The 19,712-nt window shown below is 64.2% G+C and carries 15 protein-coding genes; 5 read left to right on the top strand and 10 right to left on the bottom strand.

Annotated features, from left to right (window positions below; all coding sequences use genetic code 11):
* Positions 1-5 precede the first annotated feature (5 nt).
* From H3221_RS25710 to H3221_RS23255, 5 genes are read left to right on the top strand one after another with little or no spacing between them, the layout of a single operon-like run.
* Entirely contained in the window at positions 6-3,857 is a 3,852-nt protein-coding gene (locus H3221_RS25710; protein ID WP_196476272.1) for a PAS domain S-box protein, read from the top strand.
* Complete coding sequence (locus tag H3221_RS23270) at positions 3,854-5,776, top strand: ATP-binding protein (RefSeq protein ID WP_196476271.1); 1,923 nt, start codon at positions 3,854-3,856, stop codon at positions 5,774-5,776. Before H3221_RS25710 ends, H3221_RS23270 begins: the two co-directional genes overlap by 4 nt.
* Positions 5,773-8,670 (top strand): CHASE domain-containing protein, encoded by a 2,898-nt coding sequence (locus H3221_RS23265; protein WP_196476270.1) that lies wholly within the window; start codon positions 5,773-5,775, stop codon positions 8,668-8,670. The genes H3221_RS23270 and H3221_RS23265 overlap by 4 nt, the downstream gene beginning before the upstream one ends.
* Complete coding sequence (locus H3221_RS23260) at positions 8,663-9,049, top strand: response regulator (protein ID WP_125836202.1); 387 nt, start codon at positions 8,663-8,665, stop codon at positions 9,047-9,049. Before H3221_RS23265 ends, H3221_RS23260 begins: the two co-directional genes overlap by 8 nt.
* Complete coding sequence (locus tag H3221_RS23255) at positions 9,042-10,721, top strand: diguanylate cyclase (RefSeq protein ID WP_196476269.1); 1,680 nt, start codon at positions 9,042-9,044, stop codon at positions 10,719-10,721. The genes H3221_RS23260 and H3221_RS23255 overlap by 8 nt, the downstream gene beginning before the upstream one ends.
* 113 nt (positions 10,722-10,834) lie before the next feature.
* Here H3221_RS23255 and cysW read toward each other — a convergent pair whose 3' ends face one another.
* The 10 genes from cysW to H3221_RS23205 form a co-directional block, all read right to left on the bottom strand.
* On the bottom strand, positions 10,835-11,662 hold the full coding sequence (gene cysW, locus H3221_RS23250; RefSeq protein WP_125836200.1) for a sulfate ABC transporter permease subunit CysW: 828 nt from the start codon (positions 11,660-11,662) through the stop codon (positions 10,835-10,837).
* Positions 11,659-12,498 (bottom strand): sulfate ABC transporter permease subunit CysT, encoded by an 840-nt coding sequence (gene cysT, locus H3221_RS23245; RefSeq protein ID WP_196476268.1) that lies wholly within the window; start codon positions 12,496-12,498, stop codon positions 11,659-11,661. The genes cysW and cysT overlap by 4 nt, the downstream gene beginning before the upstream one ends.
* Before the next feature lie 215 nt (positions 12,499-12,713).
* Positions 12,714-13,730 carry a thiosulfate ABC transporter substrate-binding protein CysP gene (cysP, locus tag H3221_RS23240; protein ID WP_196476267.1) on the bottom strand — a complete coding sequence of 339 codons (1,017 nt, stop codon included), beginning with the start codon at positions 13,728-13,730 and terminating at the stop codon, positions 12,714-12,716.
* A 328-nt stretch (positions 13,731-14,058) separates the two neighbouring features.
* Entirely contained in the window at positions 14,059-14,274 is a 216-nt protein-coding gene (locus H3221_RS23235) for a TOBE domain-containing protein (protein WP_003464423.1), read from the bottom strand.
* Between the two features lie 88 nt (positions 14,275-14,362).
* The gene (gene ssuB, locus H3221_RS23230; protein WP_196476266.1) at positions 14,363-15,178 is read right to left on the bottom strand and encodes an aliphatic sulfonates ABC transporter ATP-binding protein; all 816 of its coding nucleotides are present in this window, start codon (positions 15,176-15,178) and stop codon (positions 14,363-14,365) included.
* Positions 15,175-15,969 (bottom strand): aliphatic sulfonate ABC transporter permease SsuC, encoded by a 795-nt coding sequence (gene ssuC / locus H3221_RS23225; RefSeq protein WP_196476265.1) that lies wholly within the window; start codon positions 15,967-15,969, stop codon positions 15,175-15,177. The genes ssuB and ssuC overlap by 4 nt, the downstream gene beginning before the upstream one ends.
* Positions 15,970-16,079: 110 nt before the next feature.
* Positions 16,080-17,228 carry an FMNH2-dependent alkanesulfonate monooxygenase gene (ssuD, locus tag H3221_RS23220; RefSeq protein WP_196476264.1) on the bottom strand — a complete coding sequence of 383 codons (1,149 nt, stop codon included), beginning with the start codon at positions 17,226-17,228 and terminating at the stop codon, positions 16,080-16,082.
* 62 nt (positions 17,229-17,290) lie between these two features.
* Positions 17,291-18,271, bottom strand: a complete 981-nt coding sequence (locus H3221_RS23215; RefSeq protein ID WP_196476263.1) for a sulfonate ABC transporter substrate-binding protein — start codon at positions 18,269-18,271, stop codon at positions 17,291-17,293.
* 76 nt (positions 18,272-18,347) lie between these two features.
* A complete protein-coding gene (gene ssuE, locus H3221_RS23210; RefSeq protein WP_196476262.1) occupies positions 18,348-18,941 on the bottom strand; it encodes an NADPH-dependent FMN reductase in 594 nt (197 codons plus the stop codon).
* Between the two features lie 9 nt (positions 18,942-18,950).
* Complete coding sequence (locus H3221_RS23205; protein WP_196476261.1) at positions 18,951-19,589, bottom strand: peroxiredoxin; 639 nt, start codon at positions 19,587-19,589, stop codon at positions 18,951-18,953.
* Positions 19,590-19,712: the final 123 nt, after the last annotated feature.

The raw sequence follows: 19,712 nt of genomic DNA, 5'->3' as shown, positions 1-19,712 counted from the left end.
GACGAATGAGTAAACCGAGGCCGGGTCATCGCTGGTTCGACCCATTCAACGCCAGCCGTTGGATAGTCATCGGTGGCAGCCTGTGCCTGGCGTTGTTCTTCGCCTTTCTCGGGCGCCAGGCGCTGAACGAGCGCGAAGCCCTCTGGCAACTGCAGATCAGCAAGCAGGCAGACATTCAGCGCATGGCCCTTAACAGCACCCAGCATGGGCTGCAGGAACGCGCCCAACTGCTGGTGGAAACCATCGCTGCCGATGCCTGGGTAACCGAGCTGGTGCGCCAGGCCCACGCCCTGCCAGTGAACGATCTGGAAAACCTGGCCAGCATTCGCAGCCAGCTCTACACCCGCCTGGCACCGCGCTGGCGCAAGTTACAGGCACGCCAGCCGTTTCGCCTCTATGTGCACCTGGCGCCAGACGTGAAGGTGCTGTTGCGGGTACACGAACCCGAGCATTTCGGCGACCTGCAGATCGGTTGGCGCCCGATGGTGCTGGAGGCACTGCGCAGCGCCAGCAGCCAGGCCGGACTGGGGCTGACCCGCGGCAGCATCGGCATGCGCGCCATCGCCCCGCTGCTGGCCGAGGGCAACAACGGTCCCCAGCAGATCGGGGCCATCGAAGTGGCCCTGGGCGTGCTCGACGATCTCGCCCAGCTGGACCAGGAATTCGACAGCGGCGTTGCTCTGCTGCTACGCGAGGATCTGCTGCTGGACTCGGGCAGCGGCGAAGAACTACGCGGACTGGCCAGCGACAGACAGCGCTGGCGACTGATGGACCATTCGCGGCCCCAGGTCCTGGCCTGGCAACAGCAACAGCGACTGCCTCCACCTGATGAGGGCGATAGCGTACGCCTGCTGGACGACGGTGAACGCCATTATCTGGTCAATCAGATGGCACTGAGCAGCTACCGGCAACGTCACGACCCCAGCGCAACGCCACTGGCGGTTGCACTGATCTGGCACGACGTCAGCGATCAGTTCAATCTGCACCGCAGCGACAAGCGCTGGCTGGTGATCAAATGGCTGCTCGCCTGGTGCGGCGCCGAGGCCCTGCTGCTGGTTCTGCTACGCAGCACCCGGCGCAGCACGCAGCGCCTGATGCAGCGCCAACAGGCGGCGCTGCGTGCGCTCAACGAAATCGCCGCGCTGCCCAACCTGAGCCGCACTGAGCAACTGCGCCAGGCGCTGCGCCTGGGCGCGGAGCATTTCGGCATGCCGCTGGGCATCATCAGCCGTATCGAAAGCGAGCAGTACCGGGTGCTGGTGCAGGTATCTCCCGACGGTGCCCTCGCCGACGGCCAGCAGTTCGAACTGGGTGACACCTATTGCAGCCTGGCCTTGCAGCAGAACGATGTACTGGCCATCCCCCATATGGCCAACTCGCCGCACAGGCGCCACCCCTGTTATCGCCAGTTCGCCCTGGAAAGCTATATCGGTACCGCAGTGCGCGTAGGCGGCAAGCCTTTCGGTACCCTGGCCTTCGCCAACCCCGAGCGACGCATGCAGCCATTCGATGACGCCGACCGTGACTTCCTCGGCTTGTTCGCCCGCTGGGTTGGCGCCATTCTGGAACGCCAGCAGCAGGAACGCGCCGTGCGCGCGGCACGCGCCTATCTGCAGGCGGTGCTGGACTCGGCCACCGGGGTATCGATCATCGCCACCGATGCCAGCGGCACCATCAGCCTGTTCAATTCCGGTGCCGAACGCCTGCTAGGATTCAGCGCCGAGGAGATGATCGGACACCAGACTCCGGCGATGTTTCATCTAGCGGACGAAATCCAGACCCGCGCCGCCGAGCTGAGCGAGACGGCAGGTCAGCCAATTCAAGGCTTCGAAGTCTTCGTACACAACGCCCGTGGCGGCGACCCGGAAACCCGCCAGTGGACCTATCGCCACAGGGACGGCGGCCTGCGCCAGGTCAACCTCACTGTCAGCGCCATGTTCGACGAGAATGGCCAGATCACCGGCTTTCTCGGCATCGCCAGCGATATCAGCGAGTTGCAACAGGCCACCCGCGCCTTGCAGAAGAGCGAGAGCCGCTTCCGCGGCCTGGTGGCCAACCTACCTGGCGTGGTGTATCGCTGCGCCAACGACGCCGACTGGAGCATGCGCTACGTCAGCGATGAAATTGCCAACCTCAGCGGCTACCCGGCCAGCGACTTCATCGACAACCAGGTACGCAGCTTTTTCAGCATCGTGCATCCCGATGACCTCCCTATCACCTACCGCGCCGACGAGGCGATCGAGCGCCAGGAAATATTCGAACTGACTTACCGTCTGCGCCATGCCGATGGTCATAACGTCTGGGTGCGCGAGAAAGGGCGTGGCGAGTACGACAGCCACGGCAAGCTCCTGTGGATCGATGGCTTCATCTGGGACATCAGCGAGCGCCAGGCCATGGAAGACGAACTGCGCCTGAGCCAGCGGCGTTTTCTCAATGCCTTCAATACTGCGCCACAGGGCATGGCTCTGGTCGGCCCGGACGGCCGCTGGCTGGAGGCCAACGACGAGCTATGCCGCATGCTCGGCTACAGCCGCGAGCAATTGCAGGCCTGTACCAACCAACAGCTCACCCACCCAGACGACGTCGATGCAGATCGGCAAAGCGTCGCCGATCTGCTGGCTGGGCGGGTCAACACCTACCAGATCGAGAAGCGCTACCTCGACAGACTGGGGCGCACGCTCTGGGTACTGCTCAGCGTGTCACTGGTGCGTGATGGTGACGGGCTACCCGTGCACTTCGTGCTGCAGATCCAGGACTTCAGCGACCGCGTCGCCGCCGAGCGCGCGGTGCGAGAGCGCGAGCATTACCTCAGTACCTTGCTCGATAACGTGGTCGACGCCATCGTCACCATCGATGAACAGGGCCGTATCGAAACCTTCAACCATGCGGCCGAAGCGATATTCGGCTGTCGGCAGAGCGAAGTGGCCGGGCGCAACGTCAGCATGCTGATGTCCGAACCCTACCGCGATGCCCATGATGGCTACATCCAACGCTACCTGCGCACCGGCGAAGCCTGGGTAGTGGGCCAGGTCCGCGAGCTGGAGGGCCTGCGCCAGAACGGCGAGCGCTTCGCCATGGAGCTGGCGGTGTCGCAGATCAGCCACCAGGGGCAGCGTCGCTTCATCGCGGTAATCCGCGACATCGCCGAGCGCAAGCGCACCGAACAGATGAAGAACGAATTCGTCTCCACTGTCAGCCACGAACTGCGCACCCCGCTCACCGCCATCGCCGGTTCGCTCGGCCTGATCAATGGCGGCGCCCTTGGCGCCGTACCGGAGAGCATGCGCCAGATGCTGAGCATCGCCCACAGCAACAGCCAGCGCCTCAGCGCCCTGATCAACGACCTGCTGGACATGGACAAACTGGTTGCCGGCAAGATGCATTTCGACCTGCAGGCACGCGCACTGCAGCCACTGTTGGAACAGGCGCTGCTGCACAACCAACCCTATGCCGAGCAACACCAGGTGGCGTTGCGTCTGCAAGTCGAGGGTGACGCCCAGGTACGGGTCGACGCTCAGCGCCTGGCCCAAGTGATGGCCAATCTGCTGTCCAACGCCGCCAAGTTCTCGCCAACGGGTGCCAGCGTCGAGGTGCGTCTGCAGCATTGCGACGAGGTCCTGCGCGTCAGCGTGTCGGACAACGGGCCCGGCATACCGGAAGCCTTCAAAACGCGCATCTTCAGCAAGTTCTCCCAGGCCGACTCCGGTGACACCCGGCAGCAAGGCGGCACCGGGCTCGGGTTGGCCATCTGCAAGGAAATCATCGAGCGCATGGGCGGCCATATCGGCTTCGACTCGCCACCAGGCCAAGGTGCTACCTTCTGGTTCGAACTACCAATCACAGGGAGCGCGTCATGAGCCAAGCCCCGATCCCTGCCAACGAGCAGGAACGCCTGGACGCCCTGCACGCCCTGGAACTGCTAGACAGCCCGGCCGAAGCGATGTTCGACCACATCACCGCGCTGGCTGCTCAAATCTGCAACACCCCTATCGCTCTGATCTCGCTGGTCGATGCCCAGCGCCAGTGGTTCAAGAGCCGGGTTGGCCTGGATGTCGAGCAAACAGCGCGCGAGCTGGCCTTCTGCGCCCATGCGGTGGCCGCCGACGCGCCACTGGAAGTGGACAATGCCCTGGATGACGCCCGTTTTCGCGACAACCCGCTGGTCACTTCCGACCCGCATATCCGCTTCTACGCCGGCGTGCCGCTGCACGACGCCCAGGGCCTGGCGCTTGGCACCCTGTGCGTGATCGACCGCCAGCCGCGCCACCTCGACAGCCACCAGCATGCTCAGCTGCAGCACCTGGCACACCTGACCGGGGAGCTGTTCGAGCTGCGCCTGCAGGCGCGCCGCCAGGCCGAACAGAGCGCCATGCACCAGGCCATGCTGGACAATGCCGGCAGCGCAGTGCTGGTGCTTGACCCACAGGGCCGAGTGCTGCGCAGCAACCCTGAAGCGCAGCAACTGCTGGGCTATTCGCCTGACGATCTGGAGGACCGGTACCTGCCGCAGCTGCTGCTCGAGCCAGGCCAGTACGAGCGCCTGTGCACTGCCTGCAGCAGCGGGCCGCAGAGCACCGAGGGGCAGATGCGCGCACGCAGCGGGCAGCACCTGCCGGTGCGCCTGAATCTCTCGCCGATCCGCGCCGAAGGCCAGCAGCTTCAAGGCTACCTGCTGGTGGCCAACGATCTCAGCCAGCGCGAAGAAGCGCGCCAACGCCTGCAGCGCATCGCCGCACAGCTGCCGGGCATGGTCTACCAGTATCTGCTGCGCGCCGATGGCAGCAGTTGCTTCCCCTATGCCAGTGCCGGTATCCGCGACGTTTACGGCTGCACGCCAGAAGAAGTCAGCGAGGATGCCGGCCCAATCCTCGCCCGCCTGCATCCGGACGACGCGTCACAGGTGCACGCCGCCATCGCCCGTTCAGCCGCGAGCCTGAGCACCTGGCATCAGGAATACCGCGTTCTGCATCCGCTGCACGGTCCGCTCTGGGTCGAGGGGCGTGCTGCACCGCAGCGCCTGCCTGGCGGCGAAACGCTCTGGCACGGATTCATCAGCGATATCAGCGAACGCAAGCGCAGCGAGCAATTGCAGAACGAATTCGTCTCCACCGTCAGCCATGAGCTGCGCACGCCGCTGACCGCCATTGCCGGCTCACTCGGCCTGATCAACGGCGGCGCCCTGGGCGCGGTGCCGGAGCAGATGCAGCAGATGCTGGAAATCGCCCAGAGCAACAGCCAGCGTCTGCGCAAGCTGATCGACGACCTGCTGGACATCGACAAGCTGGTCGCCGGCAAGATGCGCTTCGATCTGCAGCCGCTGGCCCTGCGCCCATTGCTGGAGCAGGCGCTGCACAACAACCAGCCCTATGCCGAGCATCATGGGGTGCAACTTCTGCTGCTGCCGGGCATCGATTGCCAGGTAACCGCCGACGCCCAGCGCCTGGAACAGGTGCTGGCCAACCTGCTGGCCAATGCCGCCAAGTTTTCCGCCGCCGGACAGAGCGTGGAGCTGGCAGCCGTACCCAAGGATGGCTGCGTACGGATCAGTGTGCGTGACCACGGCCAGGGCATCGCGCCGGACTTCAAGCCGCGCATCTTCAGCAAGTTTGCCCAGGCCGATGCTGGTGACACCCGCCGCCAGGGAGGCACAGGCCTGGGCCTGGCAATCAGCAAGGAGATCATCGAACACATGGGGGGACGTATCAGCTTCGACTCCGTGGAGGGGCAAGGCAGCACCTTCTGGCTGGACCTGCCGCAGGTCGGGGTGCAGTCATGAACGACAACATCACGCTGCGCCTGCAACTGCTCGGGCAACTGTTCAGCCGCAACAATCTGCTGGCCTGGGGCGTGCTGGCGCTGGCGCTCGGCACCACGCTGCTGGCCTGGGACGGCTTGCGCCAGAGCCAGAGCGCGTCCGCCACACGCCAACTCGAGCTCCTTGCCGACGAAATCAGAGCGGCCATCGTCCAACGCATGCATGACCAGGAAAGCATCCTGCTCGGCGCCGCCGCCCTGCTCGATGCCAGCGAAGCGGTCAGTCGCGACGACTGGCGCACCTATGCGCGCCGCCTGAACCTGGAGGAACGCTACCCGGGCATCCAGGGCCTGGGGTTCAGCCAGGTGCTGCGCGCCGAACAGCTGCACGCCTTCGAAACCGAGATGCGTGCCGAAGGCTACCCCAACTTCCGCGTGCGCCCGCTTGGCGAGCGTACGCTGTACAGCGCCATTCGCTACATCGAGCCTTTCGCCGGACGTAATCTGGTCGCCTTCGGCTTCGACATGCTGTCCGAGCCCGTGCGCCAGGCCGCCATGCTGGGCGCTGCACGCAGCGGCCAGAGCCGTCTGTCCGGCCGTGTCACGCTGGTGCAGGAAACCCACGGCAAGGTCCAACCGGGCCTGTTGCTGTACACCCCGGTGTACCGGCACGGCCAACCGCTGGACACCCCCGAGCAGCGTCTCGCCGCGCTGCGGGGCTTTGCCTACAGCCCCTACCGCGCGCACGACCTGATGCACGGCATCCTCGGTGCGCGCCAACGCGAGCTGGAGTTCGAGCTCTATGCCGGCCCCGATACGGGTGCCGCCGACCTGCTTTACAGCAGCAGCGGCAACGCCCTCGATAGACCTGCCGACACCCGGCGAGAGCTGGAACTGTTCGGCCAGCGCTGGTACCTGAACTTTCACTACGCCCCGGGTTTTCTCGACGGCGTCCATCGCGGCGAGGGCTCACTGCTCGCCCTGGGGGGCTGTATCAGCCTGCTGCTGTTCTTCCTGATCAGCAGCCTGAGCCTGCGCCGCGAGCAGATACAGCAGTTGGCCAAGCGCATCACCGAACAGCTGCACCGTAGCGAAGAGCGCCTGGCACTGGCGCTCAAGGGCGGCAATGACGGTTGGTGGGATATCGAGGTCAAGGCCGGCAGCTTCTTCGCCTCGGCCCATGGCTGGCAGATGCTCGGCTATCCGGAGCAGGGCCCGCCCGGCTTTGCCGATGACCCCTGGGCCTGGGAAAACCTGGTACACCCGGACGATCTGCCCGCAACGCGCGCCCGTCTGAAACAGGCACTGTCCACAGGCGCCAGCAACTTCACCATCGACTGTCGCCTGCTGCGTGTCGACGGCAGCGAACTGCCGGTGCTGCTGCGCGGCTACATCCAGCGCGACACCAACGGCTACCCGCAGCGCATCACCGGCACCACCATGGACCAGAGTGAAGCCAAGCGTATCGAACGCCTCAAGAGCGAGTTCGTTTCCACCGTCAGCCACGAGCTGCGCACGCCGCTGACCGCCATCGCCGGCTCGCTGGGCCTGATCAATGGCGGCGCACTGGGCACGGTACCGGAAAGCATGCGGACCATGCTGGGCATCGCCCAGGCCAACAGCCAGCGCCTCAGCCACCTGATCAACGATCTGCTGGACATGGACAAACTGGAGGCAGGCAAGATGCAGTTCGACCTGCAACCCTGCACGCTTGCCACCCAGCTCCAGGAAGCGCTGGACAGCAACCAGGCCTACGCCGACCGCCACCAGGTCAAGCTGCGCCTTCTCGACTGCGTGCCAGCCCTCGTAAGGGTCGATTCCATGCGTCTGCAACAGGTACTGGCCAACTTCATCTCCAACGCCGTGAAGTACTCGCCGCCCGGCGCCGAGGTGCACCTGCGCGCCGAAGGTCGCGGCACTCGCGTGCGCGTCGAGGTCAGCGACCAGGGTCCAGGCATCGCTGCCGAATTTCGCCAGCGCATCTTCAGCAAGTTCTCCCAGGCCGACGCCAGCGACAGCCGCAGCAAAGGCGGCACCGGCCTGGGCCTGGCGATCAGCAAGGAGCTGATCGAACGCATGGGCGGACAGATCGGCTTCGACTCGTTAGAAGGCCAGGGCGCCTGCTTCTGGTTCGAGCTGCCCACGCTGGCCGAAGCCGCCCAGCCCGCTGCCAGCGACGGCCGGCGTAGCCTGTTGGTGGTCGAGGACGAACCGGATATCGCCAACCTGCTGCGCCAGTTACTGGAAAACGCCGGCTATCGCGTGCGTCTGGCTTACAGCCTGGATGAAGCCCGCGCCAGCCTGCGCGAGGAAATACCCGCTGCCATCAGCCTTGACCTGCGCCTACCGGACGGTGACGGCATGCAACTGGTACAGGAACTGCGCGCCGACGCGCGCTATCGCGAGCTGCCGATTCTGGTGGTATCGGCCGCCTGTGAAGAAGGCCGCCTGGCGCTCGACGGGGTGCCCGCGCTGGACTGGCTGAGCAAGCCGATCGACCCGCAGCGCTTGCTCGCCAGCCTTGCTCAGGCCCTGCAGAACCTGCCGCAGAGCCCACGCGTGTTACACGTGGAAGACGATCACGATCTGCGTCTGGTGGTCGCCGAACAGGGCCGCGAGCTGGCCGAGTTCATTCCCGCCGACAGCCTCGCCGAAGCGCGTCGCCTGCTCGCCGAGCAGCCTTTCGACCTGGTTCTGCTCGATCTCGGTCTGCCTGACGGCAACGGCCTGGAGCTGCTCGACGAACTGCAGAACCAGCGGCCAGGGCTACCGGTGGCCGTGCTCTCGGCCAGCGAGATGGATGGCCATGAGTTCGCCGGGGTGAGCGCGGCGCTGGCCAAATCGCGCAATGATGGGCAACACTTCCTGAACATGCTCAACCGCCTGTTACCCGCCAAGGAGACCCGCCATGACTGAGCTCAAGCGCATCCTTCACGTCGAGGACGACCCCTCGATCCAGGCCGTGGCCAAGGTCGCCCTGGAAGCCGTCGGCGGCTTCCAGGTGCTGAGCTGCGCCAGCGGCCAGGAAGCGCTCGATCAGGTGCAAGGCTTCGCGCCCGACTTCATCCTGCTCGACGTGATGATGCCTGGCATGGACGGCCCTCAAACGCTGGAGAGGCTACGCCAACTGGTGGATATCGGTGAGGTGCCGGTAGCCTTCATGACGGCCAAGGTCCAACCCGGCGAGGTGGCCCATTACCGCAGCCTGGGCGCGCTCGACGTGATCGTGAAACCCTTCGACCCCATGCAGCTCGCCGCCCAGATCCGACAGATCTGGAGCCAACGCCATGGATAAACACGACGGCAACGCCATCCCTCAGACCCTGCAAGAACGCCTGCAGCAGCTCGGCCAGCAATTCGCCGAACGCCTGCGCCAGGAGCTTGCGCAACTGACGCAGCAGGGCGAGCAATTGCTCGAGGCCGACGACGAGCAGCGCAGGCACCTGTTGCAGGCGCTACGCAACCAGCTGCATCGCCTGGCCGGCAGCGCCGGCACCTTCGGTTTCGACCAGCTCGGCCAGCAAGCCCGGGAGCTGGAGCAACAGGCCGAGCGCTGGCTGGAACACCGGCAACGCCTGCAGCACGAACTCAGCGAATTCATCGCGGCACTGCAACGCCTGGGCAACCAGACCTCCAGCAGCGAGGCACCCGGCGCAGCGCAGCAGCAGGTGCCACAGGCGCTACGCGGAGAAACCGAGTCCCGGCTCATCTACATCCTCGAGGATGAAATAGCCGTAGGCGAAAACATGCGCCTGACCCTGAACAACTTCGGCTATCAGGCCGAACACTTCAATTCCATCGCCAGTCTCGATGCGGCCCTGGAGCAGCAGATACCGGACGCGCTGATCGTCGACGTCAATCTGGCCAGCGAAGACTGCAGCGGCCTGGACTATGCCGCAGGCCTGCAGCAGCGCCTGGAGGTGCCACTGCCGCTGCTGGTGCTGACTCACCAGGATGACTTCGCCACCCAGTTGCAGGCGGTCCGGGCCGGTGCATTGGGTTTCTTCGCCAAGCCGGTGGACATTCCGCAGCTGGAAAGCCGCCTGGAACGCTGCTTCGCCCAGCAGAGCGGCGAGCCCTACCGGGTGTTGATCGTCGACGACGACCGCGATCTGGCCAGCCGCTACAGCCTGGTGCTGCGCGACGCCGGCATGCTGGTGGAAATCCTTCAGGACCCGGCGCAGATCTTCGAGCACCTGCGCGACTTCAATCCCGAAGTGGTGCTGCTCGACGTCAACATGCCGGACTGCACCGGCCCTGAGCTGGCGCAGATCATCCGCTGCAACGACGACTGGCTGCGCATCCCGATCATCTACCTGTCGGCGGAAACCGATATCGGCAAGCAGATGAACGCGCTGATCAAGGCCGGCGATGACTTCGTCACCAAACCGATTTCCGACAACGTCCTGGTCGCCACCGTGTTCTCCCGCGCTCAGCGCGCACGCCTGCTATCCAACGCCCTGGCGCGCGACAGCCTCACCGGCCTGCTCAAGCATGGCGATATCAAGGAGCAGGTGGCCATCGAACTGGAACGCACGCTACGCAGTGGCGACCGCGCAAGCGTGGTGATGCTGGATATCGATCACTTCAAGCGGGTCAACGACGAACATGGTCACGCCGCCGGCGACAACGTCATCCGCGCCCTGGCCAATCTGCTGCGCCAGCGCCTGCGTCGGGTCGACAGTCTGGGGCGCTATGGCGGCGAGGAGTTTCTCGCGGTACTGCCGGACTGCAACCCGCAGCAGGCCAAGCAGATCGTCGATGAGATTCGCGAGCGCTTCGCCGAGCTACGCTTCATCGCCGATGGCGGCGAATTCTCCTGTACCCTCAGTGCCGGTATCGCCGGCACCGATGTGCACAGCGAAGCGGAACAACTGCGTGAGCGCGCGGACAAGGCGCTATACGCCGCCAAACACAGCGGGCGCAATCAGGTGCAAATCGCCGCAGTGGAAGAGCATCGCGGCTGAAGCCGCTCCCACAGGAAACGAGGCGATTGCAGGAGCGGCTTCAGCCGCGATAAGAAACAAAAGCCGTAGGGTGGATGTCGCTCTTCACATCCACCACAGCACTAGCGCCCTGATCACGCCTCGGCGCGCTGCATCAGGCGGCGCTGGCGCCACTCCATGAAAGTTTTCAGGAACAGCGTAAGCAGCGCCATGCACGCCAGCAGGCCGGCAGCGGTGAAGGCGGCTGCGGGCTTGTAGTCGTTGTTGAGCTGGTCGACCAGAAGCGGCAGGGTCAGGGTCTGGTTGATGATGGTGCCGGACACCACCGACACCGCGCCGAACTCACCGACCGCGCGGGCATTGGTCACCACCACGCCATACAGCAGCGCCCATTTGATCTTGGGCAGGCTGATGCGGCGGAATATCTGCCAGCCGCTGGCACCCAGGCACATGGCGGCGGTTTCCTCGTCCTGCCCCTGGGTCTGCATCACCGGAATCAGGATGCGCGCCACGTAAGGCGCAGTGACGAACACGGTAACCATGACGATGCCCGGCCAGGCGAACATCAGCTGCATGCCGTTATCGTAGAACCAGCGGCCGATGAAGCTTTCCAGGCCGTACACCACCAGATAGCAAAGACCAGCGACCACCGGCGATACCGCGTAAGGGATGTCGATCAGCGTGGTCAGCAGCTTGCGACCACGGAAGTCGTAATGCGTCACGCACCAGGCCAGGCAGATGCCAAAGCACAGGTTCAGCGGCACGGTGATCGCTGCCACCAACAGGGTCAGGCCAATGGCGTGGAGCATGTAGTCTTCGTTCAGATTGCTCCACAACAGCTCAAGCCCGCCTGCCAGCGCCTTGCTGAAGATCAATGCCAGTGGCACCAGCAGAATCAGCGCCACCACCAACAGACCGAGGGTTACCAGCGCCCACTGGCGCCAATCCTGAGGTTTTTTCATCGACCTTGCCGTTGCCATGCGAACAGACGCCCCTGCACGACCTGCAGGAGGAACAGAAGAGTCAGCGAGGCGAGCAGAATCACAGAAGCGATGGCTGCCGCCGCCGGGTAATTGAATTCCTGCAGACGGACGAAAATCATCAGCGAGCTGACCTCCGTCTGATAGGGAATGTTGCCGGCGATCATGATCACCGCGCCGAACTCGCCGAGGCTGCGAATGAACGCCTGCGAACCACCTGTAACCAGCGCAGGGGCCAACGTCGGCAGGATCACCTTGCGGAAGGTCTGCAGGCGGCTGGCGCCGAGGGTGCGCGCGGCCTCTTCGTATTCCGAGCCGAGGTCCTGCAGCACCGGCTGCACGGTGCGCACCACGAAGGGAATACTGGTGAACACCATGGCCACCACGATACCGGCATAGGCGTAGGCCACCTTGAAACCCAGCCACTGACCGATCCAGCCGTTGGGCACCAGCAGCGTCGCCAGCGTCAGGCCGGCTACCGAGGTCGGCAGGGCGAAGGGCAAGTCGATCAGCGCATCGACGATACGCCGGCCGGGGAAGTCGTAACGGGTGATGATCCAGGCCAGCAGCAGGCCGAGCACCAGCACCGCCAGGGTCGAGTAGAGGGCCGCCGAAATGGTCACCTTGTAGGTCTGCACCACGCGCGGATCGCTGATAGCGAACCAGTACTGACCCCAGGTCATGTCGCTGACGTACAGCAGCAGCGCCGACAACGGCAGCAGGATCACCAGCGAGAGGTACAGCACACTGACGCCGAAGCTCAGGCCGAAGCCGGGCAACAGCGGGGTCTGCAGGAAGAACAGCGTCGGTTTACTCACGAAAAGCTCGGCTCTACAAATGCAGTTGGCCGCCAAGAAGGCGGCCAACGGACCATTACGATGCTTACTCAGCGTCACAACACGAATCACAAGTCGACATGTGCTCGGATGCTTCAGGGTAAGGTGCGCGCGGCGCACCCTACGAAAAACCGTCCGACGCGACAGTTGGTCTGTGGCGTAACACCAGAGCGGGTTGCACCCGCCCTGCGTCCCGGTCAGCGGCCCGCCGAGAGAAGCTGGTCGAGGATACCACCGTTGTCGAAATGCTTGGCGGTGATCTCGTCCCAGGTGCCGAGCACCTCGGTCGGGTTGATCAGGCGTACCGGAGCGAACTGCGCCTTGGTCGCCTCGACCACTTCCGGGTGGTGCACACGGTAATTGTAGCGGGTCAGCAGTTGCTGGATGTCCTTGCTGTACTGGAAGTCCAGGAAGGCCTTGGCCTGCTCGCGAGTGCCGCGCTCGTCGGCCACCTTGTCGACGATGGCCACCGGGAACTCAGCCAGTACGCTGACCTCCGGCACCACGATTTGCAGATTGGCGGACTTGAACTCGTCGCCGTTGGCAATGTTGATCACTTCCGACTCGAAGGTCAGCAGCACGTCGCCCTGGCCGTTCTGGGCGAAGGCCACGGTGGCGCCACGGCCGCCGGTGGGGAAGTTCTCGACGTTCTTCAGCAGCTTGCCGACGAAGGCCTTGACCTTCTCCTGGTCGCCGTTGAATTTCTCGTTGGCGAACAGCCAGGCGCCCAGGTAGCTGTAACGGGCGTTGCCAGAGGTTTTCGGGTTGGGGAATACCAGCTTCACATCATCGCGAATCAGGTCATCCCAGCTCTTGATGTTCTTCGGGTTGCCTTCGCGCACCAGGAAGGCGGTGGTGCTGTAGTACGGCGAGCTGTTGTTGGGGAACTGCTCGGCCCAGTCCTCACGCAGCAGTTTGCGCTTGGCCAGGATGTCCACATCGGTCACCTGGTTGAAGGTGACCACGTCGACCTTCTTGCCCTGAATGATGTCCTGCGCCTGGCGCGAAGTGCCGGCGAAGGACTGGATGATCTTCACTTCCTTGCCGCTCTGCTGCTTCCAGTGCTCGACGAACAGCGGATTGATCTCGCCGAACAGCTCGCGGGCAATGTCGTAGGAAGCGTTGTGGAATGGCGTATCGGCCGCAGCATGGCTCAGCGAGCCCGTCAGCAGGGTGGCGCTGGCCACGGTGGCCAGAACGATCTTCTTCAGCATCTAAGGCGTCCTTATCGAGAGAGGAGCCTGCACGCAGGCTATTTGATGGCGCGATTCTGCAGAAAAATCATATAGCTGAAAAATATCTTTTTATTTACCACTTATAACCAAAGTTCATTTCTACTGGATAAGGTCGTGCAGCCCTCGTCTCCGAGGGCTGGGCGATACCTGGCTTTTACAGCGTGGCGATTGATCGTTCCTCTCGCTCCGCATGGGAATGCATCCAGAGACGCTCTGCGTCAGATGCGGGTGCAGCACCAGCGCAAGCGGGCGCAAAGCGCCCAGGCTTGGGTTCCCATGCTGGAGCGAGGGAGGCATCATCCGCCGATCAGAGTTTGGCGATGGACACCTCGGTGGATTTGACGAAGGCGATCACTTCACTGCCAACCTGCAGTTCCAGCTCGCGCACGGAACGGGTGGTGATCACCGAGGTGACGATGCCGGCGGCGGTCTGCACGTCGATTTCCGACAGCACATCGCCGATGACGATTTCCTTGATGTTGCCCTTGAACTGGTTACGCACGTTGATGGCTTTGATGGTCATGGTGTTTCTCCTGATGGTCCACTGATGTAGCCCGGATGAAATCCGGGGAATCTTGCAACCGCTCCCGGATTACATCCGGGCTACGGCGTCAAAGCGCCCAACGCAATTGCGTGGGCAGGGGTGATACGGGTTCCGGTGGTATGGGTAATTCAGGCTGCGCCAGCACCCGGTCGAGCACGCGCGCTTCCAGTGCTGCCAGCAGTGGCGAGCCATGCAGACGCGGGCGTACCAGCTGTACATCGAGGTCGAGGCCGATCTGGCCGTCCTCGATGAGGATCACCCGGTCCGCTACGGCCACCGCTTCGGCAACGTCGTGGGTCACCAGCAGCACGGTGAAGCCATGCTGCTGCCACAGGCGCTCGATCAGTTGCTGCATCTCGATGCGGGTCAGCGCATCCAGCGCGCCCAGTGGCTCGTCGAGCAGCAACAGACGTGGGCGGTGGATCAGCGCGCGGGCCAGCGCCACACGCTGCTTCTGCCCGCCGGACAGCGCTGCCGGCCACTCATGGCTACGATCCGCCAGACCAACCGCCGCCAGGGCTTCCTCGGCCAGCTTGCGCCAGTTGCCGGCAAGACCCAGGCCGACGTTATCGATCACCCGCTTCCAGGGCAGCAGACGCGAGTCCTGGAACATCAGGCGAATGTCTTCGCGCACTGCGTTGAGCGAGCCACTGCCGGCCAGCAGCTGACCGCCGCTAGGCTGATCCAGCCCGGCCAGCAGGCGCAGCAGCGTGCTCTTGCCACAGCCGCTGCGGCCGACCACGGCGACGAACTGGCCGGCCGGGATATGCAGGTCGATGCCCTTGAGCACCCGGCGCTCGCCGAAGGCTTTCTCGATCTTCTCGATAGCCAGGGGAACGCCGCCCGGAGGAACGCCCTGACGAATGTTATGCAGCGCAGTCATTGGCCACCTGCCTTGGCCTGATAGGCCGGATGCCAGCGCAGCCACACGCGCTCGAGGCCACGGGCGGCGACGTCGGCCAGCTTGCCGAGCACCGCGTAGAGCAGGATTGCCAGCACCACCACGTCGGTCTGCAGGAACTCGCGGGCGTTCATCGCCAGGTAGCCGATGCCGGCGCTGGCCGAGATGGTCTCGGCAACGATCAGCGTCAGCCACATGAAACCCAGGGCGAAACGCACGCCCACCAGAATCGATGGCAGCGCGCCGGGCAGGATCACCTGGCGGAACAGGGCGAAACCGGACAAACCATAGCTACGCGCCATCTCAACCAGCGCCGGGTCGACGTTGCGGATGCCGTGGTAGGTGTTGAGGTAGATGGGAAACAGCGTGCCAAGCGCGACCAGGAACACCTTGGCCGCCTCGTCGATGCCGAACCACAGGATCACCAGCGGAATCAGCGCCAGGTGCGGTACGTTACGGATCATCTGCACCGAGCTATCGAGAAAGCGCTCGCCCCATTTCGACAGACCGGTGATAAAGCCCAGCAGCAGACCGATGCCACCGCCGATGACGAAACCGATCCCGGCGCGCTGGCCGCTGATCGCCAGATGCTGCCAGATTTCGCCGGAAGCCAGCAGCGCCCAGCCGGCAGCCAGCACGGCGCTGGGCGCCGGCAGGATGCGACTGGACAGCCAGCCGCTGGTCACCGCCAGTTGCCAGGCGGCCAGCAGCCCCAGCGGCAAGGCCCAGGGCGCGGCACGCAGGGCCAGTTTGTGAAGGGTCGTGTTGCGCATTTTTTGCCTCGAGGAATTCTGTGTGTCTGTTCCCCGGATTGCATCCGGGCTACGGCACCCGATGTAGCCCGGATGCAATCCGGGAAAACCTGTACCAGCGTTGCACCACCTCAGCTCGCCGAAGCCGCCTTCGGCAGGATGTCGCTGGAGATCATTTCGCCGAACGGGCTGACATAGCCGCGGCTCTCAGGGCGCTGCGGCTGGGCCAAGTCCAGGTGCGGGAACAGCAGTTCGGCGACCCGGTACGATTCTTCCAGGTGCGGGTAACCAGAGAAGATGAAGGTGTCGATGCCCAGCTCCGCGTACTCCTTGACCCGCGCTGCCACGGTCGGGCCGTCGCCCACCAGCGCGGTGCCGGCGCCGCCGCGCACCAGGCCGACACCAGCCCAGAGGTTCGGCGACACTTCCAGGTTGTCGGTCTTGCCGCCGTGTAGCGCAGCCATGCGCTGCTGGCCAACGGAGTCGAAGCGCGCCAGCGACGCCTGGGCGCGGTCGATGGTGTCCTGATCCAGGTGGCTGATCAGGCGATCCGCCGCCGCCCAGGCGTCCTCATTGGTCTCGCGCACGATCACGTGCAGACGAATGCCGAAACGCACTTCACGCCCCTGCCTGGCCGCCTTCTCACGCACCTGGGCGATCTTCTCGGCCACCGCAGCCGGCGGCTCGCCCCAGGTCAGGTACAGCTCGACCTGCTCCGCGGCCAGGTCCTGCGCCGCGTCGGAGGAACCGCCGAAATACAGCGGCGGACGCGGCTGCTGGATAGGCGGATAGAGCAGTTTGGCGCCCTTCCCCTGGATGTGCTTGCCGTCGTAGTCGACGGTTTCGCCCTCCAGCACGCGGCGCCAGACACGGGTGAATTCGACGGAGGCCTCATAACGCTCGGCATGCGACAGGTGCAGGCCATCGCCGGCCAGCTCGTCCGGGTCGCCCCCGGTCACTAAATTGAACAGCGCACGGCCGTTCGACAGGCGATCCAGGGTCGCCGCCTGGCGCGCGGCCACGGTAGGCGAAATGATCCCCGGACGCAGGGCGACCAGAAACTTCAGGTGCTGCGTCACCGGGATGAGGGACGCAGCAACCAGCCAGGAGTCTTCACAGGAACGCCCGGTGGGGATCAACACGCCGCCGTAGCCGAGGCGGTCAGCGGCCTGCGCGATTTGAGTGAGATAGCCGTGATCGACGGCGCGCGCGCCTTCGGCTGTGCCCAGGTACTTGCCATCACCATGGGTAGGCAGGAACCAGAAAATATTGAGGCTCATACAGGGGGCTCCTTGGATTCGCTCCCCTCTCCCGCCGGAAGAGGGGCTGGGGGGTGAGGGCTCTACTGGGCCCGCGCGACCTTGGCCGGCTGCCGCCAGATCACCTCGGCAATGCTCAGGCGCTTGGGGATCAGCTTCAGATCACTGAAGGTGTCGGCGATCTTCTGCTGTGAACTCGCCACTTCCGGGGTGATCAGCTGCGCGCCGTAGCTCTGCCGCTCAACCGCTGCGCGGGTGATCTCGGGGGACAGCCCCAGTAGCGGTGCAACCTGGGCGGTGACCTCGTCGACGTTGGCGCGAGTCCACTCGCCTGTCTTGCGAATCTCGTCCACCAGAGCGACCACTACCTCAGGGTGCTTTTCGGCAAAGGGGCGCGCCGCCAGATAGAACTGGTGATTGCTCACCAGGCCGCTGCCATCACGCAGGGTGCGCGCCTGCAATTGCTGCTCGGCAGCTGCCTGGAAGGGGTCCCAGATCACCCAGGCATCGACGCTGCCACGCTCGAACGCAGCGCGGGCATCGGCAGGCGGCAGGTACACGGGGGTGATGTCGGTGATGCTCAGGCCGGCTTCCTCCAGCGCACGCACCAGCAGGTAATGCACATTGGAGCCCTTGTTCAGGGCGACCTTCTTACCCTTCAACTCGGCCACAGAAGTGATCGGTGAATCCTTGGGCAGCAGAATCGCTTCGCTCAGTGGCGCCGGCGGCTCGAAGGCCACGTAGAGCAGATCGGCGCCGGCGGCCTGGGCGAATACCGGCGGCGTCTCGCCCGTGGTGCCAAAGTCGATGGAGCCCACATTGAGCCCTTCGAGCAGCTGCGGGCCGGCGGGAAACTCGGTCCATTGCACCTCGATACCCTGCTCGGCCAGGCGTTCTTCCAGCGCGCCGCTGGATTTGAGCAGCACCAGGGTGCCGTATTTCTGATAGCCGATCCGCAACACGCTTTCGTTATCAGAAGCGGCCTGTGCTTGAGTGATGGCGCCGAAGGAAATGGCCGCGGCAAACAGGGCGACCAGACTCCGACGCAAAGTGTTGGCGCCCATGGCGACCTCCTTTGCAAGTTGAGTGTGGGCCTGCTTGCCCGTTGGCGGGCGAGTAAGGCGGGGTGTTACGGGTGGTTCAGATGCTCCAGCGGGCGTTCACCAGCCGGTCGTTCAACACGTTCGGATCGATCGGCTTCGGCCGTCGCGCCAGGGCTGCGCCCAGTTGTTCCAGTGCCTCGTCGAGGCGTTCGCGCAACTCGTCGTCGATCTGCGCGGGCCTGTCCCCTTCCGGGTAGGCAATCTGTTTGTCCACGGCGAACACGCCGGAGAGCATTTCCTGCGCCTTCAGCGCGGCCAGCACCGGCTTGAGCGCGTAGTCCACAGCCAGCAGATGCGCCGGGCTGCCGCCACTGGCCAGGGGCAATACCACCTTGTGTGCCAGGGCGCGCTCGGGCAGCAGATCCAGCAACACCTTCAGCGCACCGGTGAACGACGCCTTGTACACCGGCGTGCCGACCACCAGGCCATCGGCACTGGCCACCGCGGCCTGCAGCTGCTGCACTGCCGGGCTGCCTGCGCGGGCATGCAGCAGGTCCTCGGCGGGAAAATCGCGCACCCGCAGCAGGCTGACGTCCACTTGCTGCGTTTGCAGACGCTGGCGTACATGGTCCAACAGCACTTCGGTGCGCGAACGCGCCGCAGGGCTGCCGGAAAGCAACACGACGTGCATGGTCAGTCCTTAGCGATTCGGCTGCGGGGTCAAACGCAGGTAGGGCTTCACGGCGCGGTAGCCCTTGGGAAAGCGCTCGGCGATCTCGGCTTCGTCCTTGAGCGACGGTACGATCACCACCTCTTCACCGTCCCGCCAGTTGGCCGGCGTGGCCACCTTGTAGTTGTCGGTCAGTTGCAGCGAATCGACCACGCGCAAGATCTCGTTGAAGTTGCGCCCGGTACTGGCCGGATAGGTGATGGTCAGGCGCACCTTCTTGTTCGGGTCGATGATGAACAGCGAGCGCACGGTCAGGGTGTCGTTGGCGTTGGGGTGGATCAGATCGTAGAGGTCGGACACCTTGCGGTCGGCATCAGCGATGATCGGGAAATTGACCACGGTGTTCTGCGTTTCGTTGATGTCGTCGATCCACTTCAGATGCGAGTCCACCGGGTCGACCGAAAGAGCGATGGCCTTGACCCCACGCTTGGCGAATTCGTCCTTGAGCTTGGCGGTGAAGCCCAGTTCCGTGGTGCACACCGGCGTAAAGTCAGCCGGATGGGAGAAAAGGATGCCCCAGCTGTCACCCAGCCACTCGTGGAAGCGAATGCGGCCTTCGCTGGAATCCTGTTCGAAATCGGGGGCGACGTCGCCCAGACGGATGGTCATGATCGTGCTCCTTGGCAGTGGCTGCGTGGTGCTCACTATGCTCAGGAATCAATCGAAATAAAAAGAATAAATAATGATTTATCCATAACCAAAACATATAACCAAAACACATAACCAAGAGCC

Source organism: Pseudomonas chaetocerotis (genome assembly GCF_015712105.2).
Lineage (GTDB): Bacteria > Pseudomonadota > Gammaproteobacteria > Pseudomonadales > Pseudomonadaceae > Aquipseudomonas > Aquipseudomonas chaetocerotis.
The sequence above is the reverse complement of the archived record's forward strand: the minus strand, read 5'-3'. Positions and strand labels throughout refer to the sequence as shown.